Annotated in this window: 26 protein-coding genes; 9 read left to right on the top strand and 17 right to left on the bottom strand. The window is 64.3% G+C overall.

Features of this window, described 5'->3' with window-relative positions; translation table 11 throughout:
• Positions 1–85: 85 nt before the first annotated feature.
• The 4 genes from VEI45_RS12560 to VEI45_RS12575 all read right to left on the bottom strand — a co-directional run bounded on the left by VEI45_RS12560 (position 86) and on the right by VEI45_RS12575 (position 3,608).
• Positions 86–574, bottom strand: a complete 489-nt coding sequence (locus VEI45_RS12560; RefSeq protein ID WP_324853599.1) for a hypothetical protein — start codon at positions 572–574, stop codon at positions 86–88.
• A gap of 172 nt (positions 575–746) precedes the next feature.
• A complete protein-coding gene (locus VEI45_RS12565; RefSeq protein ID WP_324853644.1) occupies positions 747–1,967 on the bottom strand; it encodes a cytochrome P450 in 1,221 nt (406 codons plus the stop codon).
• A gap of 25 nt (positions 1,968–1,992) precedes the next feature.
• A complete protein-coding gene (locus VEI45_RS12570; RefSeq protein WP_324853601.1) occupies positions 1,993–3,024 on the bottom strand; it encodes an LLM class F420-dependent oxidoreductase in 1,032 nt (343 codons plus the stop codon).
• Between the two features lie 125 nt (positions 3,025–3,149).
• Positions 3,150–3,608: a pyridoxamine 5'-phosphate oxidase family protein gene (locus VEI45_RS12575; protein WP_324853603.1), complete on the bottom strand. Its 459-nt coding sequence runs from the start codon at positions 3,606–3,608 to the stop codon at positions 3,150–3,152.
• Between the two features lie 107 nt (positions 3,609–3,715).
• Here VEI45_RS12575 and VEI45_RS12580 point away from each other — a divergent pair, with 107 nt between their 5' ends.
• Positions 3,716–5,212 carry an acyl-CoA carboxylase subunit beta gene (locus VEI45_RS12580; protein ID WP_324853605.1) on the top strand — a complete coding sequence of 499 codons (1,497 nt, stop codon included), beginning with the start codon at positions 3,716–3,718 and terminating at the stop codon, positions 5,210–5,212.
• Between the two features lie 3 nt (positions 5,213–5,215).
• Here VEI45_RS12580 and VEI45_RS12585 read toward each other — a convergent pair whose 3' ends face one another.
• The 5 genes from VEI45_RS12585 to VEI45_RS12605 are packed head-to-tail and all read right to left on the bottom strand — an operon-like array spanning position 5,216 to position 10,284.
• Positions 5,216–6,052, bottom strand: a complete 837-nt coding sequence (locus tag VEI45_RS12585; RefSeq protein ID WP_324853607.1) for an SDR family oxidoreductase — start codon at positions 6,050–6,052, stop codon at positions 5,216–5,218.
• Complete coding sequence (locus VEI45_RS12590; RefSeq protein ID WP_324853609.1) at positions 6,037–7,113, bottom strand: TIGR03857 family LLM class F420-dependent oxidoreductase; 1,077 nt, start codon at positions 7,111–7,113, stop codon at positions 6,037–6,039. The genes VEI45_RS12585 and VEI45_RS12590 overlap by 16 nt, the downstream gene beginning before the upstream one ends.
• Positions 7,110–8,225, bottom strand: a complete 1,116-nt coding sequence (locus VEI45_RS12595) for an alpha/beta hydrolase (protein ID WP_324853611.1) — start codon at positions 8,223–8,225, stop codon at positions 7,110–7,112. The genes VEI45_RS12590 and VEI45_RS12595 overlap by 4 nt, the downstream gene beginning before the upstream one ends.
• Positions 8,226–9,851, bottom strand: coding sequence for an NAD(P)/FAD-dependent oxidoreductase (locus VEI45_RS12600; RefSeq protein WP_324853613.1), 1,626 nt, complete (start codon positions 9,849–9,851; stop codon positions 8,226–8,228).
• A complete protein-coding gene (locus VEI45_RS12605; protein WP_324853614.1) occupies positions 9,841–10,284 on the bottom strand; it encodes a nuclear transport factor 2 family protein in 444 nt (147 codons plus the stop codon). The genes VEI45_RS12600 and VEI45_RS12605 overlap by 11 nt, the downstream gene beginning before the upstream one ends.
• A gap of 77 nt (positions 10,285–10,361) precedes the next feature.
• Between VEI45_RS12605 and VEI45_RS12610 the strand changes: the two genes are divergently transcribed.
• From VEI45_RS12610 to VEI45_RS12635, 6 genes are all read left to right on the top strand, one after another.
• Positions 10,362–11,354: a Rieske 2Fe-2S domain-containing protein gene (locus VEI45_RS12610; protein WP_324853616.1), complete on the top strand. Its 993-nt coding sequence runs from the start codon at positions 10,362–10,364 to the stop codon at positions 11,352–11,354.
• Positions 11,351–11,968 (top strand): cysteine hydrolase, encoded by a 618-nt coding sequence (locus tag VEI45_RS12615; protein WP_324853617.1) that lies wholly within the window; start codon positions 11,351–11,353, stop codon positions 11,966–11,968. Before VEI45_RS12610 ends, VEI45_RS12615 begins: the two co-directional genes overlap by 4 nt.
• Positions 11,965–12,582, top strand: coding sequence for a PaaI family thioesterase (locus VEI45_RS12620; RefSeq protein ID WP_324853618.1), 618 nt, complete (start codon positions 11,965–11,967; stop codon positions 12,580–12,582). The genes VEI45_RS12615 and VEI45_RS12620 overlap by 4 nt, the downstream gene beginning before the upstream one ends.
• 8 nt (positions 12,583–12,590) lie before the next feature.
• Positions 12,591–14,246, top strand: a complete 1,656-nt coding sequence (locus VEI45_RS12625) for an acyl-CoA synthetase (protein WP_324853620.1) — start codon at positions 12,591–12,593, stop codon at positions 14,244–14,246.
• Between the two features lie 2 nt (positions 14,247–14,248).
• Positions 14,249–14,626 carry a nuclear transport factor 2 family protein gene (locus VEI45_RS12630; RefSeq protein ID WP_324853622.1) on the top strand — a complete coding sequence of 126 codons (378 nt, stop codon included), beginning with the start codon at positions 14,249–14,251 and terminating at the stop codon, positions 14,624–14,626.
• 138 nt (positions 14,627–14,764) lie between these two features.
• A complete protein-coding gene (locus VEI45_RS12635) occupies positions 14,765–16,102 on the top strand; it encodes a DUF1254 domain-containing protein (protein ID WP_324853624.1) in 1,338 nt (445 codons plus the stop codon).
• Between the two features lie 39 nt (positions 16,103–16,141).
• Here the strand turns inward: VEI45_RS12635 and VEI45_RS12640 are convergent, their stop codons facing one another.
• Both VEI45_RS12640 and VEI45_RS12645 read right to left on the bottom strand, forming a co-directional pair.
• Positions 16,142–17,044, bottom strand: coding sequence for an alpha/beta fold hydrolase (locus VEI45_RS12640; protein ID WP_324853626.1), 903 nt, complete (start codon positions 17,042–17,044; stop codon positions 16,142–16,144).
• Positions 17,041–18,561, bottom strand: coding sequence for an NAD(P)/FAD-dependent oxidoreductase (locus tag VEI45_RS12645; protein WP_324853628.1), 1,521 nt, complete (start codon positions 18,559–18,561; stop codon positions 17,041–17,043). Before VEI45_RS12645 ends, VEI45_RS12640 begins: the two co-directional genes overlap by 4 nt.
• A 134-nt stretch (positions 18,562–18,695) precedes the next feature.
• On the opposite strand from VEI45_RS12645, the gene VEI45_RS12650 reads away from it, so the two are divergent.
• Positions 18,696–19,955, top strand: coding sequence for a PucR family transcriptional regulator (locus VEI45_RS12650; protein WP_324853630.1), 1,260 nt, complete (start codon positions 18,696–18,698; stop codon positions 19,953–19,955).
• Between the two features lie 181 nt (positions 19,956–20,136).
• Here the strand turns inward: VEI45_RS12650 and VEI45_RS12655 are convergent, their stop codons facing one another.
• Positions 20,137–21,711, bottom strand: coding sequence for an FAD-dependent monooxygenase (locus tag VEI45_RS12655; protein WP_324853632.1), 1,575 nt, complete (start codon positions 21,709–21,711; stop codon positions 20,137–20,139).
• A 76-nt stretch (positions 21,712–21,787) separates the two neighbouring features.
• Here VEI45_RS12655 and VEI45_RS12660 point away from each other — a divergent pair, with 76 nt between their 5' ends.
• Entirely contained in the window at positions 21,788–22,324 is a 537-nt protein-coding gene (locus VEI45_RS12660) for a hypothetical protein (RefSeq protein WP_324853634.1), read from the top strand.
• 36 nt (positions 22,325–22,360) lie between these two features.
• Here VEI45_RS12660 and VEI45_RS12665 read toward each other — a convergent pair whose 3' ends face one another.
• The 5 genes from VEI45_RS12665 to VEI45_RS12685 all read right to left on the bottom strand — a co-directional run.
• Positions 22,361–22,825 (bottom strand): nitroreductase family deazaflavin-dependent oxidoreductase, encoded by a 465-nt coding sequence (locus VEI45_RS12665; protein ID WP_414687466.1) that lies wholly within the window; start codon positions 22,823–22,825, stop codon positions 22,361–22,363.
• Positions 22,728–23,519, bottom strand: a complete 792-nt coding sequence (locus tag VEI45_RS12670; RefSeq protein WP_324853636.1) for an MBL fold metallo-hydrolase — start codon at positions 23,517–23,519, stop codon at positions 22,728–22,730. The genes VEI45_RS12665 and VEI45_RS12670 overlap by 98 nt, the downstream gene beginning before the upstream one ends.
• A 2-nt stretch (positions 23,520–23,521) precedes the next feature.
• Positions 23,522–24,043, bottom strand: a complete 522-nt coding sequence (locus VEI45_RS12675) for a carboxymuconolactone decarboxylase family protein (RefSeq protein ID WP_324853638.1) — start codon at positions 24,041–24,043, stop codon at positions 23,522–23,524.
• The gene (locus tag VEI45_RS12680; RefSeq protein WP_324853640.1) at positions 24,040–24,564 is read right to left on the bottom strand and encodes a VOC family protein; all 525 of its coding nucleotides are present in this window, start codon (positions 24,562–24,564) and stop codon (positions 24,040–24,042) included. The genes VEI45_RS12675 and VEI45_RS12680 overlap by 4 nt, the downstream gene beginning before the upstream one ends.
• On the bottom strand, positions 24,561–25,189 hold a 629-nt coding region (locus tag VEI45_RS12685; RefSeq protein WP_324853642.1), incomplete at its 5' end, for a TetR/AcrR family transcriptional regulator. The genes VEI45_RS12680 and VEI45_RS12685, both read right to left, overlap by 4 nt.

Raw genomic sequence — 25,189 nt, forward strand, 5'->3', positions numbered from 1 at the left:
GCTCCCGCATCCTCAGACAGCATCATCGCAATGACGCGAGTTTAGGAGTGGAGCCGGCCCGCAGGCGCTGATTCGCGTCTCTGGGTCAGGACGCCAGCGCGAACTGGACGTCCACAGTCTTGGTTATCCCGGCTGGGTTGCCGCAGGCGGGCTGAATACCGGTGGTTTGGACGGTGCCTGCGAGGGTGTTCGGGTCCCACGTGCGGTGGCCAGCGATGGCGTCGGGAACGATGGTGCCGTCCGGGCATTCTGCGACATCGGTGGTGTCTAACACCCATTGGCCGTTCACCAAATTAGCCTGCCCCACAGGCGGTCCACCGGGTGTGTGAGCTGCTGAGGCGCATCCGTCACCGCAGGGACTGAAGTACCAATTGTTGGTGACCGGATGACCCTCGACGGTCAACGGCTGACCGGTTTTTGGGTTTATCTGAGTCGAGATGTAGTGGCCGTTCGTCTGGAAATCAGAAGGAATCGGTGCAGGCCCCGCCGGTCCCCACGCGCCCGCGGGGGCGGCTAGTCCGAGAGCGAGACCGGCGAGAAAGCCGGTGGCGGTGATGCACCGTGCGATTGCCATGACCTTGTTCCTCCTACGGAGTCGTTAAGGATATCCACTACCGGTCGGTGTATCACGGCAGATCCTCAGGTTGGTAGGTATTTGGCATTTCCGCCCATCGGTGTTTCCTAACCTAGAGTCTGCGTTTGCCTGCTGTTAACCAGCAAATCCGGCGGCAGTGGACACGGCCGACTCAGTGAAATTGGTAGCGAACCGGGAGGTGTTTGAGTCCGCCGACGAACGTGGTGGCGACGAACTGTGCAGGCCCGGTCAATTCAATGGATTTCACCCGCGGCAACAGCTCGGTGAAGAAGCTGTTGACCTCCATGCGGGCCAGCGCTGCCCCCAGGCAGAAGTGCACACCATAGCCGAATGCCAAGTGCTTGTTGGGATCGCGGCCAACGTCGAAACGGAACGGATTTTCGAAAACGTCTTCGTCCCGATTGCCCGACACGTACGACAACAGCACCGCTTCCCCGGCCGCGATCGGGACTCCGCGCACGGTGGTGTCTTCGGTGGCGGTGCGCATGAATTCCTTGACCGGGGTGACCCATCGGATCATCTCTTCGGTGGCCAGCGGCATCAGGTCGAGGTTGTCGCGCAACCGGTCCAGCTGGTCTGGGTTCTCGGTGAGCGCATGCAGGCCGCCCGAGATCGTCGCGCTGGTGGTGTCGTGGCCGGCGGTAGCAACGATGAGGTAATAGGACACCGTGTCGATGTCGGACAGCGGCTCACCGTCGATGCGGGCGTTGGCAATGGCGGACGCGAGATCCTCGGTCGGGTGTTCCCGACGCGACGCGGTCACGCCGTTGAAGTACTGGAACATGTCGAGCAACGCGGGCAGCTGATCCTCGTTGGTGCTACCGCGTTTGAACTCGCTGTCGTCGCTGCCGAACAGCTCCTGGGTCAGCTTGAGCATTCGCGTGAAGTCCGACTCGGGAATCCCCAACAGCGACATGATCACGTAGAGCGGGTAATTGACCGCGACCTCCTGGACGAAATCGCACTCAGGTCCCACCGCCATCATCTTGTCGACGTAACTCTTGGCCAACTCGCCGACGCGGACCTTCAACGCCCGCATTGCCTTTGGACGAAACCAGTCCGCGCCGATCGCCCGCACCACCCGATGTTGCGGATCGTCCAAGTGGATCAGCGTGCGCACCCCGGCGGTGGCCTGCAGCTCGTCACCCTCCGTCGTCGTCAGGACCGGGCGCGGCCAGTTCGTGAACAGCACGTTGTCACGCTCGATGTCCAGGATGTCCGCGTGCTTGGTAATCGCCCAGAACGGCCGGTAGTTCGGCACCTCGACCCAGGACACCGGGGCGTTGGCACGCAAATGAGCCAGCGCCGCATGCAGCGTCGGCTCGTCGGCATACGCCAAGGGATCGGCCAGGACCTTGGCGGCTTCATCCATCGTCGGCGTGCTCATGGGCAGCTCCTCACTGACGCAACTGTTGCAGTACGGCCGTGACGGTGGCCGAGGAAACGGTGCTGGGAAACGCCGGCATCACCCGGTCGATGATGCCGTCGCAGCGGTTGTGAAGCGCGGCTGCGAGTTTGTCGTGGGTTGCGACGACGGCGAAGGCGTCCAGCATCTCGTCGTCGATCAAGGCGCCCATGGCATCCCATTCCCCCTGCCGCGAGAGTCGATGCAACTCCGTCGCCATATCGCCCCAACCGTGCAGCTCGAGGACCTTGCGATAGGCGGGCGTTGATCCGTAGAAGGCAATCTGCTTGCGGACACCGGCTGCACCGAGCGTCAGTTCGGTGTCGTCGTTGCCGGTCACCACGAACACCGGGCAGGCCACCTGGAATGCGCGCCGATCACGTCCAGAGCGCTGCAGGCCACGCTGCGCCGCCGGCAAAGTCACCTCATGCAAATAGCGCCGTGTGGTAAACGCATGGGCCAGTAAGCCGTCGGCGACCTCGCCGCACATCTCGGTCATCGCTTCACCGACCGCGGCGATGAAAATCTTGGGCGCCGGAAACGGTTGCGGCTCAGGGATAAACATCGGGGTCATGAGCTTGTGCGTGTAGAACTCACCCTCGAACCGCAGCCTGGTGCCGTCCTTCCAGGCTGACCAGATCGCATGCAGCGCCTGCACGAATTCGCGCATCCGGGCCACCGGATGACTCCAGGGCATACTGAAACGCTTTTCGATGTGCGGCTTGATCTGGGTGCCCAGGCCAAGGATGAACCGACCCTGCGAGTAGGCCTGCAGATCCCAACCGAGGTTGGCGACCGTCATGGGGTTGCGCGCGAACGCCACCGCGATACTGGTGCCGAGTTCGAGTCGCGTGGTGTGTTCGGCGGCCAGCAGCAGCGGCAGAAACGGATCGTGGTTGATTTCGCCGGTCCAGCATGCGTCGTAGCCCTGTTGCTCGAGGGCGCGAGCCAGCTCAGGTACGCGGGCCAGGTCGATGAATATGCCCCCATCGACCTTGAGGCCGGACGCAACCGTGGCGGTCATCCGCGCGCGCTTCGCCGCAGCTGGGAGCACTCAGGCCTCATACTTGAGAAGCTACAGTAAGGTATTCGGTAGGGTCAATGTCGGCTGCCGTCTGGCAGGAAAAGCCATGCGACACAGCTACTTCGTTATGGCTTGCGCATCGGGATGCGGGCGTTGTTCCATGTCAGGATTCGGCCATCCGGCACGAAGCGAAGAAACGCCTGCTCGGCGTAGTAGGCCTGAGCGGCCGCGGGCAGGCTGCCGACCGGCGGGCGAAAGGCGGCGTACTTCTTGTTGACGGAAGCCTCGATTCGGGACATGGCCGCGGCATCCTCGACGACCTCGACACGTCCGGTGAGATGGACGCCGCGCAATTCGGTGTACTGCTCCCCCGACTCCACCAGAAACGACGCCCGGGGATCGTGCCGAATGCGCGCGATTTTCCTGGTCCCGGCCGGGGTCGTCATCGCGATGCTGCGATCGTCGACCACAAACCACACCGGCAGCGCAATTGGCATACCGTCGCGGCGCAAAGTGGTCAGAATTCCGGTATGCGCCGATTCGACGGCTTCCCATGCCTCGTCCACCGTCAACCGGATCGTCATCGCGCCGCTCCATCCCTCTGTCGTCCGGCGGCCGTTGGCCGCCCACCTCTCGCAGACGCTACAGTAAGCACTTCAGTACGAAACGGGCGACGAGTGAGGACACCCCGATGACGAAGTCCCCCGACTGGCAGGAGACGCTCGACGACCTCGACCGTCGCCGTCAGCACACGCGGGCGATGGGCGGTCGGGAGCGGCTTGCCAAACACCGCGGCAAGGGCAAGCTCGACGCGCGGGCGCGGATCGATCACCTCGTCGACCCGGGGACATTCCGCGAACTCGGCACCCTGGTCGGCGGCGAGATCGCCGCCGACGGAATCGTCGTCGGCTCCGGCTTGATCAACGGCTCACCGGTGATGCTGGGCGCTGAGGACTTCACCACGATGGCCGGCAGCATCGGGCCTGGCGGCAACTCCAAGCGCTACCGCATCGCGGAATTGGCTCTGCGCGACAAAATTCCGCTGGTGATGCTGCTGGAAGGCGCGGGCTATCGTCCCACCGGTGGGCACTACGGGCGCAGCCCGACCGACCTACTCGCCCAAGTGCAGTGCTCCGGTCGGGTTCCGACTGTCGCCGCCGTACTCGGCCCCTCGGCTGGACACGGCGCGCTGGTGGCCCCGGTGTGCGACTTCCGCATCATGAGCTCCCAGGGCGCCATCTTCACCGCCGGGCCTCCTGTCGTCAAAGAGTCCACCGGAGAAGACATTTCGAAGGAAGACCTCGGCGGACCGGACGTCGCGTTGCCGAGCGGGGTGATCCATAACGTTGCCGAGGACGACGAAGCCGTGCTGGACGACATCCGCCGCTACCTGTCGTATTTCCCGGCGAGCGCATGGTCTTACCCGTCACCGCTGCCGGCCGACGAAACCACCGAACCGCGGCAGACACCGGAGCTGCTCGACATCGTCTCGCGCGACAACCGCCGGGTTTACGACATGCGTGCCGTGCTGGACGTGGTCTTCGACCGGCCGGACTGGTTCGAAGTCCAGCCGCAGTTCGGCAAGGCGATCATCTGTGCGCTGGCCCATCTCGGCGGCCACCCGGTCGCGGTGGTGGCCAACCAGCCCAAGGTGCTGGCCGGCTCCATCGACGCCGACGCCGCGGACAAAGCAGCGCACTTCATCATGGTGGCCGACTCGTTCCACCTGCCGATCGTCTTCCTCGCCGACAACCCTGGCATGCTGCCCGGCAGTCGGTCCGAGCGCGCGGGCGTGCTGCGGGCCGGCGCGCGGATGTTCGCGGCCCAGACCGCGGCCACCACCTTGAAGCTGCACCTCACCCTGCGCAAGGCCTATGGGTTCGGCTCGATGGTCATGTCGCTGCTGAGCTTCGACGACCAATCAGCGACCTTCGCCTATCCCGGCGCGACGATGGGCGCGATGAGCGCCGCGGCGTTGAGCCGGGCATCGCATGCCGGCGAGGACCTCACGACCAAGCTGCGCGACGCGGAGCTGCAGGCGTCTTACCGGTCGGCCGAGCACATGGGTTTCGACGAACTCATCGATCCCCGCGAGACCCGTGACGCGCTGCTGGCCTCGTTGATTCGGGGCCTGTCCAGCCGCCAATCAGGCGCCGAGCCGGTGAGCCGTACCGTCATCATGCCCTGAGGGTCAGCAGATGTAATTCTCGCCGGTCGCCCGTACCGTCACGTCGCTGATGTTGATTCCCCAGGGCTGGTCAATGACATGTACTACCGCGGCTGCCAGGTCATCGGGAGTGATCAGCCAGTACTCCACTGAGTCCACGTCCATCTGTTCGGGTCGAAGGGTTCCGTTCAGCAAGTTGCCGGCGTTCTCGAAGAACTGGGCGCCTTTCTGTCCGGTGATGCCGATGACCGCCGCTTCGTTGACGACGCCGCTGGCGAGATTGGTTCCGAGGACGCCGGTCGGCTTGACCGTGGTCACCTTGATCTTGCCTTGGGTCTCGACCCGCAGCGAATCCGAGATCACATCGACTGCCGCCTTGGTCGCGCTGTAGACGCCAGAGCCTTCGGTCCCGGCGTTGCCGTAGATCGACGAAATGTTGACGACCTGGCCTCGGCCCTGCTTGATCATCGTGTCATAAACGGCTGAGATGCCGTTCAAGACGCCTTTGATGTTGATGTCGATCGCCTTGTGCCATTTCTCCCACGCGCGTTCGTGATCGGCGAAGAACGCCAGCGGCATCACGCCAGCGTTGTTCACGATCACGTCGATGCGACCGTAAGTGTCGACGGCGTATTGGCCGGCTGCCTGGACCTGGGCCATGTCGGTGACGTCCGCGACATGGCCGGCGCCTTCGAAGCCAGCGGCCCGGATGCCTTCGAAGACCTCGTTCAAGCCTTCGACGTTGACGTCCACGCCGACGACCTTCGCGGCACCGGCGGCACACTTTTCCGAAATCAGCTTGCCGAACCCGCTAGCTGCGCCGGTCACGATAATGACCTTGTCCTTCAAGTACTGCGACATGCCCGTCCTTTCTGGTCCCACCTGTCCGCTCGATACGCCGCGACGACCGGCTCGAGCTCGTCGGGCGTCGCGCCGTGCATGATCACCGCGTCGGCGCCGTAGTCGAATTCTTCGCGGATGCGCTGCACGCACTGCTCAGCCGACCCGGTGGCCGACGGTTCCAGCCATTCGTCGGGAATCAACGTGGCGATGTGTTCGATCTGCTCGGGGGTGGCCTTGTGATCGATCCCGCCCGCAATAGACGCCACCACGGAGTCTTCCCGAAATCGTTGCAGTACAACGGGATCCCAATCGTTGGTCCGCACCATCAGATCGCCGTAACCCTGTAGATAGGTGGCCAGACGCGCGACGGTCTTCTTCAGCCGCAACTGTTCGGGGAGGTGATCGCCGACGGTCGCGAAGCACGACCAAACCCGCACGGTGCCCGGGTCGCGACCCGCTTTTTCGGCGGCTGACTTGACGGTTTTGACGCAGCGCCGCAACGTCTCCGGGGTGAAGTAGGTGTGCAGGATGACGTCGTCGAAAGCACGGCCCCCGAGCGCAAGCGTGTTGGGCCCGAACGCCACCAGCGCCAGTCGAATGTCTTCGTTGAAGTCGGGGTCAAGAAAGAGAACGGGGTACTTGCCCATCGGCCCGTCGTGGTTGAAGATCACCTCACCGTGCCACAGCCGGCGCATGACCTGGGCCCAATCCTCCATCTGTGCAGTCGTGACCGCGGGTATGCCGAACGCCCCGTAGATCGCGGCGATCCCGCGGCCGATACCCAAAGTGAACCGGCCGCCGGAAAGCCGATGCATGGTGGTCGCCCACGATCCGGTGATCAGCGGGTGGCGGGTGTTGTGATTGGTTGCGGCGGTGGCGATCTGCATCCGGCTGGTCACCGCGCAGGCGGCACCGACCAGAGACGACGCCTCTTTGACGTTCCAGCGCTCGGAGATAAACGCGGTCCCGAAGCCCAATTCCTCGCCACGGCGCGCCTCGTCCATCAACGTCGCCGGGCCCTCACCACCGGCGCCGGCCAACAGGTAGTAGCCCAATTCGTCAAGCGTGCGCTCGCTCAATTGACAACTCCTTGCAGGAATCGCTCGGTGACCTTTTGCACCCGCCGGGAGAACACGTGGCCAACATGGCCGCCGTCATACCAGTACAACTGGCCGCGCCAGCGCTCCTGTAACGCGGCAGCCGGTTCGCGCATCGCCATCCGGTCATGCCATGCCCCGACGATGAGCCGTCGCTGCGGCGGCGGTGCCGGGTGGACGGCCAGCGGATCGATCACCGCGGTCAGCTTCGAGACCACCGCGGACTGCAGCAGCTCCCGGTATCCGTCGCGCGAAGAACCCCAGCGGCCGAGGTGTCGCGCGATCATCGCGTTCAGCCCCAGAATCGGGGTGTACAGCGCAACCGCGGCGACCTGCCTCTCCAGGTGCGAGACCAGCGCGGCGACCGGGCTGCCCATCGAAATCCCGGACACTACAACCGCGTTGGCCTGTGGTTGCGCCCAGCGCACCACGGCGCGCACCTCTGACACAACACGCATCATGCCCGCAACATTGCCCAGCGGATCCATGTCCGGATAGGCCGGCCAGTGACCGCGTCGGGAACCGTGGCCGGGCTGCACTGGCATCGCGACGTTGAACCCCAGTCTGCGATGTACTCGGTCGATTCGAGACAACAGCATGTCGGCGGCGCCGCCCAGCCCGGCGCCGTGCACCCAGATCAGCCACGGCCTCGGGCCGTCGCGGTGACGCAACAGGTGCACGACCGCCCGCGCCGGTCCGCCCAGGCCGTCGGACTCCAGTGTCTTCGGTAGCGCCGGATCATGTTCGAACGTCATCCGCTCGTACGCCAGGCCGCCGATCCGCTGCCGTCGTATTGTCTGTTCCCGCAGGGGTTGTGGGTCGGCATGCGCCCGGTCGATGCCCAGGGCCGACAATTCCTCGGCCGCTGCTGCGCAAGCACTCAACGGCCGCAACGCCGCCTGGCCCGCATTCAGCAACGAAAACCCCGACAGCACAAGTTCATCCAGCATGACCTCGCCGAACTGACGCATGCCGCGCGGCGACGCCGGCACCCAGCCGGTCGATTCGTTGAGACCGGCCACCGTACGCGGTAAGACCATGCCCAGCTCGCGGGTCAGGCCCAGGATCCGCGTTCCCAATGACATGCCGTTCATTTACGTCAGCTTAAAACCGGTGTATCCGCCAGCCGCGATTTCGTCGCAGCGGCGTCGGTATTCGGGGATTCCGCCGGTATAGCTCATGTACATCCGTTTCTTGCCCGGCACATTGCCGCCGTTGTACCAGGAGTTGCACGACGGGTGGACCAGCACCGTCGCCGCCACGAGTGAGGTAGCATGGTCGATCCACTCCTGCTGCGAAGTGGGTAGCGCCTCGATGGTGCGAATCTTGTTGGCGCGCAAGTATACGATGCAGTCGCTGATCCACTCCACATGCTGTTCCAGCGCGGCGACGACGTTGGTGGCCGCACTCGGGCTGCCCGGACCCTGGATCGTGAACAGGTTCGGAAAGCCCGCCACCGCCAGCCCAAGATAGGACAACGGCCCTTCGCTGGCCCAGAACTCGCTGAGCGACAGCCCGTCGCGCCCACGCATGTCGATGCGGCTCAGGGCGCCCGTCATCGCGTCGAACCCGGTGGCGTAGACGATCACGTCGAGATCGTAGGAACCTTGCTTGGTGCGGATGCCGGTCGGAGTCACGTCGCGGATCGGTCCCTTGCGGAGGTCCACCAGCGTCACGTTATCCCGGTTGAAGGTCTGGTAGTAGCCCTGGTCGATGATCGGTCGCTTACACCCGAACGGATAGTCGGGCACCAAGGAGGCCGCGGTTTCGGGGTCCTTGACGATCCGCGCGACCGCCTCGCCATACAACTTGGCCGCCGTCCGGTTGGCCTCGATGTCGAAGAAGATGTCGCCCCAATTCAGTGCGCCGATTACGCCGTTCTCGTCGATGGCCCGTAATTGGTCTTCTCGTGACGCCGACTTCAATGGCGGCTTACCGAGCATCTCCAGTAGCACAGAGAAGGCGCTAAGCCGCGCCGCGCCGACCGGGTGGGCGCGCTGGGCCGCTCGGATCTCGTCGTACCGCGCTTTCATCTCGTCTAGCTCGCCAGGCTCGAACCGCCGCACCTGCCACGGCAGCGTGTACGCTGGCGAACGCTGAAACACGTAGAGCTGCATCGCTTCTCGGGCCACCACCGGAATGAGCTGAACACCGGTCGAGCCGGTCCCGATTACGCCGACCCGCTTTCCGGCAAGGTCGACGCTCTCCCTCGGCCAGCGGCTGGTGAACAACGACGTCCCGCTGAAGGTGGCCATCCCGGGGATATCGGGTTCCAGCGGCGCCGATAAGATGCCGGTGGCGGCGACGACGAACGGGGCTCGAAAAGTCTCGCCGGCTTCGGTCGATACCACCCACACCGCGGCCTGCTCGTCGAAGGTCATCGCGACGACCTTGGTGTCGAACTGGATGTCGCGGCGAAGGTCGAGCCGGTCGACAACGAAGTTCAGATAGGCCTCGACCTCGGCCTGGGCGGGCATCGTCTCCGTCCAGACCCATTCCTGCTGGATCTCGTCGGAGAAACTGTAGGAGTATTCGATGCTCTCGATGTCACAGCGAGCGCCGGGGTAGCGGTTGTATAACCAAGTGCCGCCGACATTTTCGGCCATTTCCAGCACGCGGGTCTGGATTCCAAGCTGCCCCAGCCGATGCAGCGCATACAGGCCGGAGAACCCGGCGCCGATGACCAGCACATCGAACGACACGTTGGCTTCAGTCGGCATTGTTACCGGTTATCTTCAGGATGGTCCGGGTCAGGTGCAGAGTTTTGATCCGCCAGGTGCCGTCCTGTTTCTCGTAGGTCTCGCGGTAGTGACCGGCGCCGTGTAACTCCTGGCCGGTGCCGAAGATGACCCAGTCTTCCATCGCCCAGATGCCGGTTGCGGTGGTGGCTGAGGTGAGGGTGATCTCTGGAGTGTGGCAATGGTGCATAGTGGCCGCGTTCTCCAGGCTGGCCATCACCCTTGGCACGAAGTTCTCGACGCCCTCCACCGGCGGGGCGGTCATCGGGTCGGCGCCGCCGGTGGAAACCGCCATATCCAGCTTGACCACTACATCGGTGGCGAACACGCTGCGCCACCCCTCGATATCTTTGGCGTCGAGAAAGCGGCAGTAACGCGCCTTCAACTGCCGAATCGCTTCAAGATCGTCAGCCACCGTGCTACGCCTCCTCGGCCCGAAATCTATACTGTAACGTATTTAGTATCTGTGAGAAGAGGGCAGGAGGCGCCGCCGTGAAGGTCCCGTTCACCTGGAAAGTCACCGGATGGTTCATGGTCGGCTGGTCTCCCGAGTTTCCCGTCGGCGAGGTCCGGCCACTGCACTATTTCGGCGAGGATCTGGTGGCCTACCGCGACGAGTCCGGTGAGCTGCATGTGCTCGAGGCGCACTGCAAACACCTCGGCGCCCACATCGGCCACGGCGGCAAGGTGGTCGGCGACTGTGTCGAGTGCCCGTTCCACGGCTGGCGCTGGGGGCCGGACGGCACCAATCGATACATCCCCTATCAGCCGGACCGCCCCAACCGGGCGCTACGGCTGCGAGTGTTTCCGGTCCGGGAGCAGTACGACTGCGTGTTCATCTGGCATCAGCCGGAGGGCAAGGAGCCGCAGTGGGAAATGCCGGACATTTTCCGCAAATTCCCGCAATTCGAGACCGATCCCGCGGCCTACTACCGCGCCTTTCCGGAGTTCTCCCGGCGCGCGGAGCGCGAACCGGTGCATCCGCAGATCGTGGCCGAGAACGCCCCCGACAGTGCCCATTTCGAGTACGTGCACCACGCCACGGTGACGCCGCGGGTGCTGGACTGGAAGATCGTCGACCATGAATGGCAATTCGTGGCCGGCTGGCCGGACGCCAGCAGCGACAACCCCGACGATCTCGCGCTGCGGTTCCACAGCCACCTGTTCGGTCTCGGCGGAGCGATCAGCGTCTTCGAGGGCGCGCAGAACCATCGGCTGATTTTCACCTGCACACCGGTCGATGACGAGTGCTCCGACCTGTTCTACTCGATCTGGTGGCCCCGACTCCCCGGCGACGACTCCGATGTGCCGCAGGGCAAGCTACGCGACGTCATCGAAAAGCAGTTCCTGTCCACTGTGTTCGACGATCTGCAAATCTGGCGCTACCAGAAGTACGTGGAACGTCCGCCATTGTCGAAGGTCGACGCGAGAGGCTATATGGCACTGCGGAAGTGGGCGACCCAGTTCTACGAAGTGCCGGCATGACCGCTCTGGCTGAGCTCGCGGCGCCCGAGCACACCGCGATCGTCGCTCAAGAGTGCCAAGGCGCGGTGATCGGCCCCAATGCCGGGTTGGCGGTGCTCGCGAAAGAAGCACGCCGCGTTGCGCTACCGAACATCACCCGGTTGCTGCCGGCGGCTCGGGCAGCAGGCGTGCGCATCGTGCACTGTTTGGTACAGCGGCGACCCGATGGGCTCGGCTCCAACCACAATGCCAAGATCTTCGCCATCGGGCGTGGCGACATCGACATCGCTCCCGGCACACCCGGAGCGGCCGTGTTGCCCGAGTTAGGTCCTGAGCCAACCGATCTGGTGTTGAGTCGGTGGCACGGGGTCGGCCCGATGGGCGGCACCGACCTTGACGCGGTGCTGCGGAACCTCGACGTGTCCACCATCGTCGTGGTCGGTGTTTCGCTGAATATCGCGATCCCCAATGTCGTCATGGACGCCGTCAACGCGGCCTATCGTGTCATCGTTCCGCGCGATGCCGTCGCCGGCATACCCACCGAGTACGGCGAGGCCATCATCGACAACACGCTGTCCCTGCTTGCCACCATCACCACGACCGACGAGCTGCTCCGGGTGTGGACGCGGCGATGACCGACACGGCGCCCGAAGTTCGGGGCGGATTTCCAGAGATCAAACCGGTCGAGCCACCCCCTGGGCTGGGCCGGTTCGTGGCAGCGATGCGCCGCCTGCAGGATCTCACGGTTTCCGCCAACCCGGATAGCTCGACGTGGTCTATCGCGGCCCAGCACGTCGCCAAGGCGTGCACGTTGCTGGCAGACCATCAGGTGCCCGAAGGTTTGGCCCCGGCTGGCCGGGTCATCGACCTGCCCGGGTTAGGCCACCCTTTGCTGCCACCGTGGACCGTTACGGACTCCGGACCTGACGGCATCACCATGGAAGGGCACTTCACCCAAACCCACGTTGGCGGAAACAACGCGGTGCACGGCGGGATGATCCCGCTGTTTTACGACTGGCACTTCGGGATGATCGTCTCGACCGCGGGGCTTTCCCCCAGCCGCACGGCGTATCTGCATGTCGACTATCGCAACATCACCCCGATCGACGAGCCACTGACCGCCTACGGCCGTATCACCGAGATTGACGGCAGGAAAGCCTTCGTCACGGCTACCATGACAGCGGCCGACGGCACGCTGCTCACCGAAGCCAACGGCCTGATGGTTCGCTTACTTCCGCACCAGCCGTGAGAGGCCTGATGTCCTACACTGCAACACAATTCACGGTGCCCGCCGTTGCCGAAGCCGTCGCGGCGACGATCGGAGACCGCGAGCTGATCATCCAGGGTGAAAAGCGCTACAGCTACGCAGAGGTCATCGACCGATCGAACCGTCTCGCGGCATACCTGCACTCGCGGGGGCTGGGCTGCCACACCGAGCGGTCGGCACTTGCCGGCCACGAGGTCGGACAAGATCTCGTCGGCTTATATGCCTACAACGGAAACGAATTCGTCGAGGCGTTGCTGGGTGCCTTCGCGGCCCGAGTCGCCCCGTTCAACGTCAACTTCCGCTATGTCAAGAGCGAGTTGCAGTATCTGCTCGCGGATTCGGGTGCGACCGCGCTGATCTACCATGCTGCGTTCGCGCCGCGGGTAGCCGAAGTGTTGCCGGACCTTCCACAGCTGCGAGTCCTCATTCAGATCGCTGACGATTCGGGTAACGCGTTGCTCGACGGCGCCGTCGACTACGACAGCATCATCGGATCGAGTTCGCCGACGCCGCCGCCGGTAAAGCACTCGCCCGACGATCTGTACGTCCTTTACACCGGCGGCACGACCGGAATGCCGAAAGGTGTGCTGTGGCGCACGCACGACATCTTCATGACGTCGTTCGGCGGGCGAAATCTGGTGACCGGCGAATGCGTCAGCTCCATCGATGAAATCACCGCGCGGGTGGCTGCGGGCCCAGGCACCAAACTCCTCATCCTGCCGCCGCTGATTCACGGTGCCGCGCAATGGAGCGTCATGACGGCAATCACGACCGGACAGACACTGGTCTTCCCCACCGTGGTCGACCATCTGGACGCCGACGACGTCGTCCGGACCATCGAACGGGAGCAGGTGATGGCGGTGACCGTGGTGGGTGATGCCATGGCCCGGCCGCTGCTCGCCGCCATCGAGAAGGGCATCGCCGACGTGTCACCGTTGGCAGTCGTCGCCAACGGCGGTGCACTGTTGACGCCGTATGTCAAAGAGCGCTTGGTCAAGGCCCTGCCGAACGCCATGGTTGTGGACGGCGTGGGATCGTCGGAGACAGGTTCACAGATGAGTCACCTGTCGATCACGGGCGCGGTGTCGACCGGCACGTTCAACGCCGGACCGGATACCTTCGTAGCCGCCGAGGACCTCGGCTCGCTCCTGCAGCCGGGCCACGACGGCATGGGCTGGCTCGCCCAGCGCGGATACGTGCCGCTCGGCTACAAGGGTGATGCAGCCAAAACCGCGGCGACCTTCCCCGTCATTGACGGCGAGCGCTACGCGGTACCGGGAGACCGGGCCCGCCACCGCGCCGACGGCCGCATCGAGTTGCTCGGCCGCGACTCGGTGACGATCAACTCCGGCGGCGAAAAGATCTTCGTCGAGGAGGTCGAAACCGCGATCGCGTCGCATCCTGCGGTGGCCGATGTGGTCGTCACCGGGCGGCCCAGCGAGCGTTGGGGCCAGGAGGTGGTCGCCGTCGTCGCGCTCGCCGGTGACGCACGCGCCGATGCCGGCGAGCTGACCGCGCATGCCTCGAAAACCCTGGCCCGGTATAAACTTCCGAAGGCGATCGTTTTCCGTGCGGCCATCGAGCGCAGCCCGTCAGGCAAGGCCGACTATCGTTGGGCGCGCGGGCAAGCCGTGCAGGAGGGATAGCCATGGGTGACGATGACGTGCGGGCCGCACTGCAGCGCCACTGGGATGCCTCCGACGCGAACGACTTCGCGACGGAACACGAAATCTACCGAGCCGATGCAGTTCTCGAATATCCACAATCGGGCGAGCGCATCCGTGGCCGAGCCAACATCCAGGCATCCCGCGCCGCCCAGCCGAACCTTAAACGGTTCACCGTGCGACGCATGCTCGGCGGCGGCGATCTGTGGGTCAGCGAACTCGTGATGACGTATGACGCGCAACCGTATTACGTCGTCAGCATCATGGAATTCGAGGCTGGCAAGGTGGTCCGCGAATCGCAATACTTCAGCGACCCGTTCGAGCCGGGCCCGTCTCGGGCTCAATGGGTCGAACGAATGTGACGTAATGTCCCAGCCGCGCCGCCGAGTACGGGGGACGCCAGCCTAGCGCTCCTGAGGCAGGGTCGATCTAGGCTTGTTGTGCCGTAGCTACACCAGGGCGGACATTCGGATTTGTCCGTCCAGCCCCCAAGGATGGCAATGACAGCTTCTTCCGCAGGTTCGAGTCTCACTGACGACGCTGCCGTGAAGGCCTACGTCTATACCTATCCGCTGGTGTCAGTGGAGGTCACCCGCCGGCAGTCGACCAACCTGCCGGGCCCGGACGGACGCGGGGCCGCGCCGATGAACCAGTTCGCCAACTTGGCCTTTGTTCCCGACGCGTCGTTTACCGGCGTGGTGCGGCCGAACGTGGACACGTTGTACTCGTCGATGTTCTACGACGTGTCTAGGGAACCGCTGGTCATCAACGTGCCCGACATGGGCGACCGCTATCATCTGTTCCCCATCCTAGATATGTGGACCAACGTGCAGGCATCACCGGGCATCCGCACTCTTGGCGTGCTACCTGGTTACCGATTCGCGATTACCGGGCCGAACTGGCATGGCGCGTTGCCGACCGGTGTGCGCGAGTACAAGATGCCGACCGACGGCGGCTGGATCATCGGTCGCATCCAGGTCAACGGCCCCGACGATGTGCCTGCGGTGGCCGCGATCCAGCAGCAGTTGACAGCTACCCCGCTCAGTAGGTACCAGAGTGCCTATGCGCCACCGGAAAACATCGACCTGCATCCGGATTGGCCGCAGGGCCAGGAAGTCGGTGCCTACATCCATGCCCTCACCCCCCAACAGTATTGGGATCTGTACTACTCGAGCTTGTCACACAACCAGCTGCGCCCCGAGGACAGCGATCTGCTCGCTGAACTGGCCGAGGCCGGGTGGGCTCCTGACGAGAAACCAGATCTCGCCCAACTGTCAGACTCCGTCCGCAGGGTCTGGGAGACGGCCTGGCCCAAGGCGTTGACGACAATTGAGGTCGACCTGGGCGGCAAGCCGATCAACGGCTGGAACATCGCCCGCACCGGCATGGGCAGCTACGGCACCGACTATGACAGGCGCGCTCTGGTTGCCCATGGTGGCCTGGGCGCAAACCTGCCCGAGGACGCTATTTATCCGAACACGCGGGTCGACGACAACGGCGCGATCTTGAACTCCGACCGAAACTACGTGCTGCACTTCGGCGCTGACGAGCTCCCACCGGTACACGCATTCTGGTCGCTGACGATGTACAACGACAAGGGCTTTTTTATCGCCAACCCGCTCAACCGCTACGCGGTCCGTGGGGAGACGCTGCACAAGAATCCGAACGGCTCGCTAGACGTCTACATCCAGCGCCAAAACCCGGGCCCGGAAAGGGAATCCAACTGGCTGCCGGCACCCAATGCCGGCGAATTCAACCTGATGCTGCGCTTGTATTGGCCCGGCACCAAGATCCTCGACGGGAGCTGGAACCCACCAGGCGTCAAAATCGCCACGTGACCAATCGTAATGCGCTTGCAACTCGGCGCATCCCAGCGATCAGCAGGCAACCGAGATCTGCGACTGCTCGATGTGGTTGGTGATGAGCTCGACGAGACGGTCGGTGACCCCCGGCGCGAGGTCATGGCCCATGCCGGCGATCGTGACATGGCGGGCTCCGGTGATGGCCGCCGCGGTGGCACGCCCTCCGCTGGGGTGCACGATGGGGTCGCAGTCGCCGTGAATCACCAACGTGGGCGCGGAGATTCGGCGGAGCTCGGCGGTGCGATCACCCGACTTGTAGATGGCGTTGATCTGCCGTGCGACACCGTCTCCGGCCTTTTCCCGCAGGCCCCGGTCCCAGGCCCCCGCCGCGTACTCGGCGGCACCGGCGTCGTCGAGCGCGAAACCGGTGCCCGCGAGGTGGCTCATCAGCCTGACGTGCTTGTGGATGGATTCGTCGCGGGTGCGTGACCCCGGCTTCGACAGCAGCAGCAGCGTCGAGATGGCGGGCTGTCCGACCCGCTTGCCGCCGGTAGTGGAGAAGATCGACGTCAGCGACGACGCCCGAGTGGGGTAGCGGGCCGTGATCGTCTGAGCGATCATGCCGCCCATCGACATTCCGACGATGTGGGCCTGCGCGATACCGAGGTGGTCAAGCACGGCGATTGCGTCGCCAGCCATGTCGGCCAGGTCGTAGCCGTCCCGGCGGGGGCGGCGCAACGCCCGGCGCAGCAGGCTCGGCGGCGGTGTGGCGCCCGGAGTGGTGCGGCCGACGTCACGGTTGTCGAATCGGATCACGTAGAACCCTTGGGCGACAAGGCCGTCGATCATGGCCCCCGGCCACGAGGTCAGGTCCAGGGTCAGGCCGGCGATCAGGAGCAAGGGCGTACCGGACGGATCACCGTCCGTCCGGTAGCACACCTGCCAGCCGGCGCCGACGCGACAGAACTGGTCGGTCATGCCGGCACCGCCACTGCGCTCACTGCCGCGACCTGGCGGGAGGTGCCGAACCGCAGGTTGGGGTCCACCACCGAGTCGCTGCGAAGCAGCTTGACGTCGCTGTAGTAGCTCGACGACATCATCCACGGTGCGCCGTCGCCCTGCTTGGGCATCAGGTGCAGCGCTCGCTGAACGTACCCGGCGGAGAAGTCCAGCAGCGGCCGGGCCTCCATCTCCCGGTCGTCGAGCTGGGGACGCGCGGTGTCGTAGCCGTTGATGTCCATGTGGGTCAGCAGCCGGCAGAAGTGCTCGCACAGCAGCCCAACCTTGAGCGTCCACGACGAGTTCGTGTAGCCCACGGCGAACGCGAAGTTCGGCACGCCCGAGAGCATCATGCCCTTGTACGCGAACGTGTTAGCGAAGTCGACGGGCTCGCCGTCGACGCTCAGCGACGCCCCGCCGAACATCTGCAGGTTCAAACCGGTCGCGGTGACGATGATGTCGGCGTCCAGGTGGCGGCCCGACTCCAGCTCGATCCCGGTCTCGGTGAACGTCGCGATGCGGTCGGTGACCACCGAGGCGGTGCCGTCGGCGATGGCCTTGAACAGGTCGCCGTCGGGGACCGCGCACAACCGCTGGTCCCACGGGTTGTAGGTCGGGTTGAAGTGTTCGTCGACGGGGTAGCCCTCGGGTAGCTGCTTGGCGTTGAGGTGGCGGATCAACTTCTTGGCCTGGCCGGGGAAGGTCTGGCAGAACTGGTACACGGCACGCTGCTTGACGATGTTCTTGCGTCGCGAAAGCGCATACCCGAGCTTGTCGCCGAGCACCTTCTTGGCGGTGTTGGCGAAGACGTCCTTCGACGGCACGGCCATGATGTAGGTCGGCGAGCGTTGCAGCATCGTCACGTGTGCGGCCGTGCCGGCCATTGCCGGCACCAGGGTGACAGCCGTTGCGCCACTGCCGATGATGACGACCTTCTTGCCGGCGTAGTCCAGGTCCTCGGGCCAGTGCTGGGGGTGCACGATCTGGCCTTGGAACCGGTCACGGCCCTTGAACTCGGGGGTGAAACCCTGGTCGTAGCGGTAGTAGCCGCCGGCCATGAAGATCCAGTTGGCGCTGAACTGCACCAGTTCCTCGGTGTCGGTGCGCTCCACGTCAACCAGCCACCGCGCCTCGGCGCTTGACCACTCCGCTCCCAGCACCTTGTGGTGAAAGCGGATCTTCTCGTCGATGCCGTTCTCGGACGCGGTCTGGCGCAGGTAGGCAAGGATCTTGTCGGCGGTGGCGATGGCGTGATCGTCGCGCCACGGCTTGAACTCGTAGCCGAAGGTGTGCAGGTCGGAGTCCGAACGAATGCCGGGGTACCGGAACAGATCCCAGGTGCCGCCGGTGGCGCCGCGCGCCTCCAGGATGGCGTAAGACTTGCCAGGGTTTTCCTTCTGCAGGTAGTAGGCGGCACCGATGCCCGAGATACCGGCGCCGACGATCAACACGTCGACGTGCTCGACATGGGTCACGGTGGACGCTGTGGCGATCATGGCTTGCTCCTGGGTGAGTGGTGTGGGGTTGTGCTGTCCATGATTGAGGTCTTAGCCACCGTTTCCCAAGTGCAAACTGCCATGACTTTCGCATTTTGGAGTGCATAGTGCACCGCATCGCTTAGAGTGGGCGCATGGCGTGGGAACCTCCGTCACCGCGGGTCGCCGAGCTGATCCGCCAGGGAGCGCAGATCGCACTGGATCCGCCGCCGGAGTGGCTCGAAGAGATCGACCGCGCGACGCTGGCCGCCAGCCCCGAGATCCGCGCAGACCCGGTGCTGGCTGCGTCCGTGACCCGCACCAACCGCGCCAACCTTCTGCACTGGGCGGCGGCCAACGTTCGCGATCCGGGAAGTCCGGTGCCGGCCAATCTGGGGGCCGAGCCGCTGGCCCTGGCCCGCGATCTGGTGCGCCGAGGCATGGACGCCGCCGCGCTGGACGCCTACCGGGTCGGGCAGAACGCCGCATGGCGGCGGTGGATGGACACGGTCTTCGCTCTCACCTCCGATGCGAGCCAGTTGCGCGAAATGCTCGACGTGACGTCGCGCTCGATCGGCGAGTTCATCGACGCGACGCTGGCGGGCATCAACGGCCAAATGCAATCCGAACGCGCGGAGCTGACCCGAGGCACACACGCCGAGCGCCGAGAAGCCGTCGCCCTGATCCTCGAGGGCGCGCCGATTACTCGCCGTCGCGCCGAAGCCCGTCTTGGCTACGCGCTCAACCAATCTCACACCGCGGCCGTGGTGTGGACCGACCAGCCCGACAGCGACACGCATTCCCTGGAGCGAGCCGTCAACGCTCTGGGGCAGGTGGCCGGCACTCGTCCGCTCGACGTGATCGCCGGCGCCGCCACCCGCTGGGTGTGGATCGGCGGCGGGAAACGCTTGACCGTCGCGGATCTGCACAGCGCACTCGAGCAATGCCCCACCGTGCGCGTTGCCGTCGGTCCGACCGCCACCGGAATCGACGGCTTTCGGCGCAGTCACCTGAATGCCCTCACCACCCAGCGGATGCTCGCCCGCATGGAATCCCCCCAGCGCATCGTGCTGTTCACCGACGTCCAATTGGTGGCGCTGCTCACTGGCGACCCGGAAGGCGCCGACGAATTCATCACCCAGATACTCGGCGAGTTCAGACACGCAGCACCCGAATTACGTAGCACCGTAGAGACATTCATCAACGAGCAGTGCAATGCCTCTCGCGCTGCGGCCCGCCTATACACCCACCGCAACACCTTGACCGAGCGGCTGCACCGCGCCGAAAAGCTACTTCCGCGCCCCCTGGAAGAATCCAGCGTTCACGTCGCCGTCGCCTTGGAAGCCTTGCGGTGGCGTGGCGATGCCGCCTTAGATTCCAAGAAAGCAAGCGCCAGCACACCCAACGGACGCTGATAAGCGCCGTCAATCGGCTGTTCGATAGCATCCGCTGCGCTGGTGCAGTCCGATTGCGATTGCATGGCGGTTCACATTGGTCTTGGCCAGATCCCACGGTGTCTTTCACCCGGTCGAGCGTCGGCTTAGGGCGCTGAAGCGTTCGTGTAGACGATGTCATTGCAACCGAAGACAATAGCGGCTAGATCCCGAACCAATGCGTGAGCATGCTGCGCAGTTCGCGCAATTCAGCCGGGTCGGGCCGTGCTTGTGACGACGCCCAGGCCACATAACCGTCGGGACGCACCAGCACTGCTGTGGCGGCTATCTCGCCAACGGGCCGTCCGGCGGCGACGGTGAACTGGTCTCTGATATCGGTCACCGCGGCCGCGACGGCGCCGCTCTCGGTGAGATCAACAAGCAGTGGCCGCCCATCGCGAGCGAGCTCGGCAATACGTTGCGTTCCGGCGGCGCTCGCCACAGCGAAGTCGGGAACCCAGCGTCCAACGAGCGGATGCGCTTCGACATCTGGGTCGCCCATCGGGTAATGGTTGTCGGCACCCGACAGCAAGTCGCTGAGTTGGCGAACGATGTCGGGATCGGTGAAGAATTCGGAGAAGAGTTCGCGCAGTGCCGTGACTTCGGGCCCCGGCCGGAAGAGAGCCAACTGCGCGCGGGTCTGCATGATGAGCCGCTCGGCAGCGGGCCGACGCTCAGCCTCATAGGTGGCGAGCAGCGCGGGCTCCACGCGCCCACTGAGAACCGCGGCAAGCTTCCAGCCAAGGTTCACCGCGTCCTGCAAACTGAGGTTCAGACCCGGTCCACCAATTGGCGCGTGGACGTGGGCAGCGTCGCCGACCAGCATCACCCGGCCGACCTGATACCGCGACGCGATCCTTGAATTGATGCCGAAGAACCGGCGCAGATCGACTGGCGCGTCAGGCGATGTGGGCCGCAGCGGCACATCTTGGCCGAGCACACGCTTGGCGCTGGCCTCCAACTCGGCCAGGCTCATGGGTGGCTCATCGGCTATCTCTTCGCTGCGCTGTTCACGGGGCGAACTGTCCAGTTCGTAGGTCATCACGGCCACGCGACTCCCCATCGCCCCACACGAAAAAACGCCTCGGTCAGTTCGATGGGATCGCTGCGGCGGAAGGTGATCGGACCCGGGTGCGTCGCTGACCGGTTCAACCCATTCGTCTGGCGGCAAGACGTTGAACCCGATCCGGACAACCAGGTCATACGACGACATCCCGGGAAACTCGATGCCGGCGAGATGGCGTGTCTTGCTGTGGCCGCCGTCGGCGCCGATGAAGTACTTGGCCGTCAGGTCGTAGGCACACTCGGGGCCGGCGACATGAACCGTGACACCGTCTTCGTCCTGGTCGAAACCAGTTAGGGCGTGCCCCCAACGAATCTCCGTGTCGTATTTGTCGGCCCGCTCGGTGAGCAACTCAACAAGCCCGTGCTGTTGGACCGGGACGACGAACAGTTGGGAGTCGGGTACCGTCGCGAGGTCCAAGGGAAAGCCCGCGAACATCCAGTGCGACGCGGGTTTTGGCGGGTCCGCTGTCTCCGCGAGCTCACTGTACAAACCTCGGTGATCAAGAATCCGAGCCGCTTGGCCCGCAATGCGGTTGGCCCGCGGCTGCAGGTTGGGCCCGGGCATCGGGTCCAACACCACCGGCCGGATGCCGGCCAATCCCAGTTCGCAGGCCAGCATCAATCCATCTGGACCGGCCCCTGCGATAACGACGTCAACCCCAACAGGACCCATCAGCTCATTGTCGCCGCTCCGCCTCGCGCCCGCCGCGTGGGTCTACGCTCGAGGAAGCTGAAGGAAAGGTAACGCGATGTTTGCAGCGTTCGGATTCGAAACACTCGGTGTAGTCGTCGGAGACATGTACTTCGTCGACCCGACCCCGAACGTCGGTCAGGAAACCCCGGAACGGGGAGTCAGACTCGAACTCCGCCTCATCGACCGGGCCGAGCCGCAAGGATCGATCTACGCCGGCATCCCGATCGCCTTCAACCGGCCAGTGTGGCGGGTGGACCTTTTCGGATCCACCGAGAGCCCGCCGGGGACGCTGGACCGCGCGCATCACCACCCGCGGTTCGACGGTTGGGAACCCGCACGCCGGCACTTCGTCCCCGAGTTGTCAGCCGACCCGGTGTCCTGGTTGGCAGAACAACTGGCGGACCCAGCCGCCGTGTTGACGCGGGCGGGCGTCGATGCCGACCAGGTCGCCGAAGCCGATAAGACCGGACTCGCCGCGGCAGGCCCGGAGATCGTCGCCGCAGTGAAACGGATGCTCGACGGCGTGCGGGACGGCGAATTGGCCCCGGCCCCCGCCGAGCCCGTTGCTGCTGCCCGCACCGGCTGGCTCTAGTAGGACGTAGGGTCTGGGTTCCCCGAGGCTATCCGGTCAATCGGCATTTAATAGCAGCGCGTGGTCGAAGGGGGCACGAGTGAATATGAATCGCCACCTCGGCGCCACTTCGGGTGCAGCGTCGAGCCTGGGTAGAACCTGCGGGCGGCTGACCCGACGTGTGCGGCCGTAGTGCTGCAGTGTCGCTTCGCCTGCTGCCTCGACGTTCTTGAGCCACTCGGTTTCTTTGGGTCCGTATGGAAGTAAGACGGCGAAGCCGAAACCGGTCGGGAACACGTTCAGCGGTGTCCGGAACGGGCGGTCGGACTTTCGCCCGGTGTGGCGGAGCAGCCCCATGCCCGGAACCCAGCCGGCCCACAGCCTGACGAGTTTATTGGTCGCGAACCGATTCCATCGCGCGAGGTCAGTCGCCAGCCGTTGTGATGGCGCGCCGGTACAACTCGGGATCGTGTGCGCACACGATGAATAGATCAGATTCGTTGCGTGCGTGCAGTTCTGCAAGCCTGGCGTGGTTGTCGCGGACTTGGCTCCGGTTGAACGCGATCAGGTTCTCCATCACGCGAAGGGCTCCTGGAACGTTCGCGGAACCGTCGATTGTGCCGTAGTGGTAGAAGGCATCCCCGGCGTGCAGGACCCAGCGATGTCCGGCGTCGACAGCAATGCAAGCGTGGCCCCGGGTATGCCCGGGCAGGCTGACTAATACAATACCGCTTGCGATTTCGGCGAGCTCCTTGGCGGCTGCGAACCCGCGCCAAGTCTCACCGTCAGGGCTGTGCTCGACAAGTTTGGGGCCGTGCGCCCATTGGTGGTGGCGATAGCGCAGCCTCTCGCGCAGTGACGGCGCGTGGACGGCGCCCAGTGCTTCCGCGCTGGTGACGTGAACATCGGCGTGCGGGAAGTCGGAGATCCCACCGATGTGGTCGGCATCGAAGTGTGTCAGCACGATGTGTCGCACCTCGCTGCGGTCGAAGCCCAGTTGTTCGATCTGGTGTGCCGCGGTTTCGATGTGCAGGAACGCCGGTTTGGTGACGTAGCGTGCCGGTCCGGTCCGCCGGGCAGGCGCGACACAGTCCTCTGCCCCGAAGCCGGAGTCGACCAACACCAGGCCGTTGTCGGTCTCAATCAGCAGCACATGACACACCAACGGCGCGGTGGGCATGTTCATGGTGCCGCAGTTGAGATGATGGACTTTCATGGCTAGCCGGCCTCACCTTCGGGTGCGACGCCGAAGGTGTTCAGAAAGTTGCAAACCAGTTGGTAGAAGCCGACAGTGAGCGTCAGATCGGCCAATTGGTTTATGCTCAGCGTTTCCAGCGCGTCGTCGCGTTGCGTATCGGTGAGGGTGTGGTTGTCCAGTAGCACGTCGGTCAATGTCAGGACGGCAGCGGCATGGCGGTCGAGTTTGTCCGTCGATCCCGACTCGGCGGCGGTGATGGCGTCTTGGTCAAGCCCTATGGCCAAGCCGATTCTTTCGTGCTGGTAGGTTTCGTAGCGGGCGCGGTAGCGGTAGCCGACCCGCAGGATTACCAGTTCTCGCCACGTGGCGGGCAACGAATTGTATTGCAGGACATCGCTGGCCATCGCTAAAAAGCTTGGTGCGAGACCCGGGGTGTGCATCATCATCCGGTAGATGTTCAGCGATGCCCGGCTGGTGACCGCTTCTTGCAACTCGAGGCGCAGCGTGCCCAGATCGGGGTACGCGAATTCGCTGGTGGTCATCCGAGCACCCGAACGGGTTCGGTGCCGTCCCAGCTGGCTGCCACGTCGCGGACATAAGCGAACATCTGGCCCTTCGGGCCACTAACGTCGCTGATCTCGATCATGGTGCCCTGGTCGAATTCGGTGTCGAGATAAGCGAAGCGGCCCTGCTCGCCGCCGATGCTGCCCTCCTGCGCCACGGCGTACCCCGCGGCGAGGGCGGTGTCATAAAGCTCCTGAAAATTGGTGGTCCAGTACGCGATATGCTGGGCACCTTGACGGCCTGAGTCCAGGAAGTCCTTGTAGACCGAGGGCGCGTCGTTACGGGGCTGAATCAATTCGATCTGGATGTCACCGGAGTTGGCGATGGCCACGCTCATCTTCATGTCGGAATCGCTGCCGTGATACCGGAAGAAGTCGGTGACGACGTTGTCGATGTAGAACCACGGCCCGACGCCGTGGCTGACCCACTCGTCCATGGACTCGTGGATGTCCTCTACGACGTAGCCGATCTGGGCGATCTTGCCGAAAGTGCGGCTCATAGTTTCTGCTCTTTCTGTAGTCGGGTGAGGAGAAGTTGTTCGATCTCGAAGCGCGCGGCGGCGAGGTCGATGTCGTCGTCGATCAATGACTGCAAGGCGACGCCGCGCAGCATGGCGATCATCACCGTGGCCAGGCCGTGAGCGTTGACGTTCGGCGGCACCTGGTTCGTTGCGATGGCCTGATGCAGACGCTTTTCGATTTCTTCGCGGAACTCCTGGTCTGCGTTGACCATCGCCGGTCGGATGTCATCGGACGGATTGGCCACCGCGTCGGCCCACAACACCAGGCGGGCACGGTTGATGGGCTGCAGGTCGGACACCACGTCGAAATAGATGTCGATCAGGGTGCGCAGCTCACCCAGCGCGTCGCTCGACTGTTGCTGGTCGAAAAGAGCCTCGCGGAATTGATAAGTCACGGATTCCACCAGGCGTTGCATCAGCACTCGTTTGGAGCCGAAGTGGTGTGAGACCAGTCCGCGACTGTAGCCTGCGCGTTCCCCGACGTTGGCGACGGTGACCTTTGCCGGGCCGGCTTCGCTGACCATAGCGGCAGCCGCTTCGATGAGCCGTTGTTCGGCTTCGCCGCGACGTTCCTCTTGCGTTTTTCGTTCCGGTGGATGGGTCA

This window comes from Mycobacterium sp. (assembly GCF_035623875.1).
Classification (GTDB): Bacteria; Actinomycetota; Actinomycetes; order Mycobacteriales; family Mycobacteriaceae; genus Mycobacterium.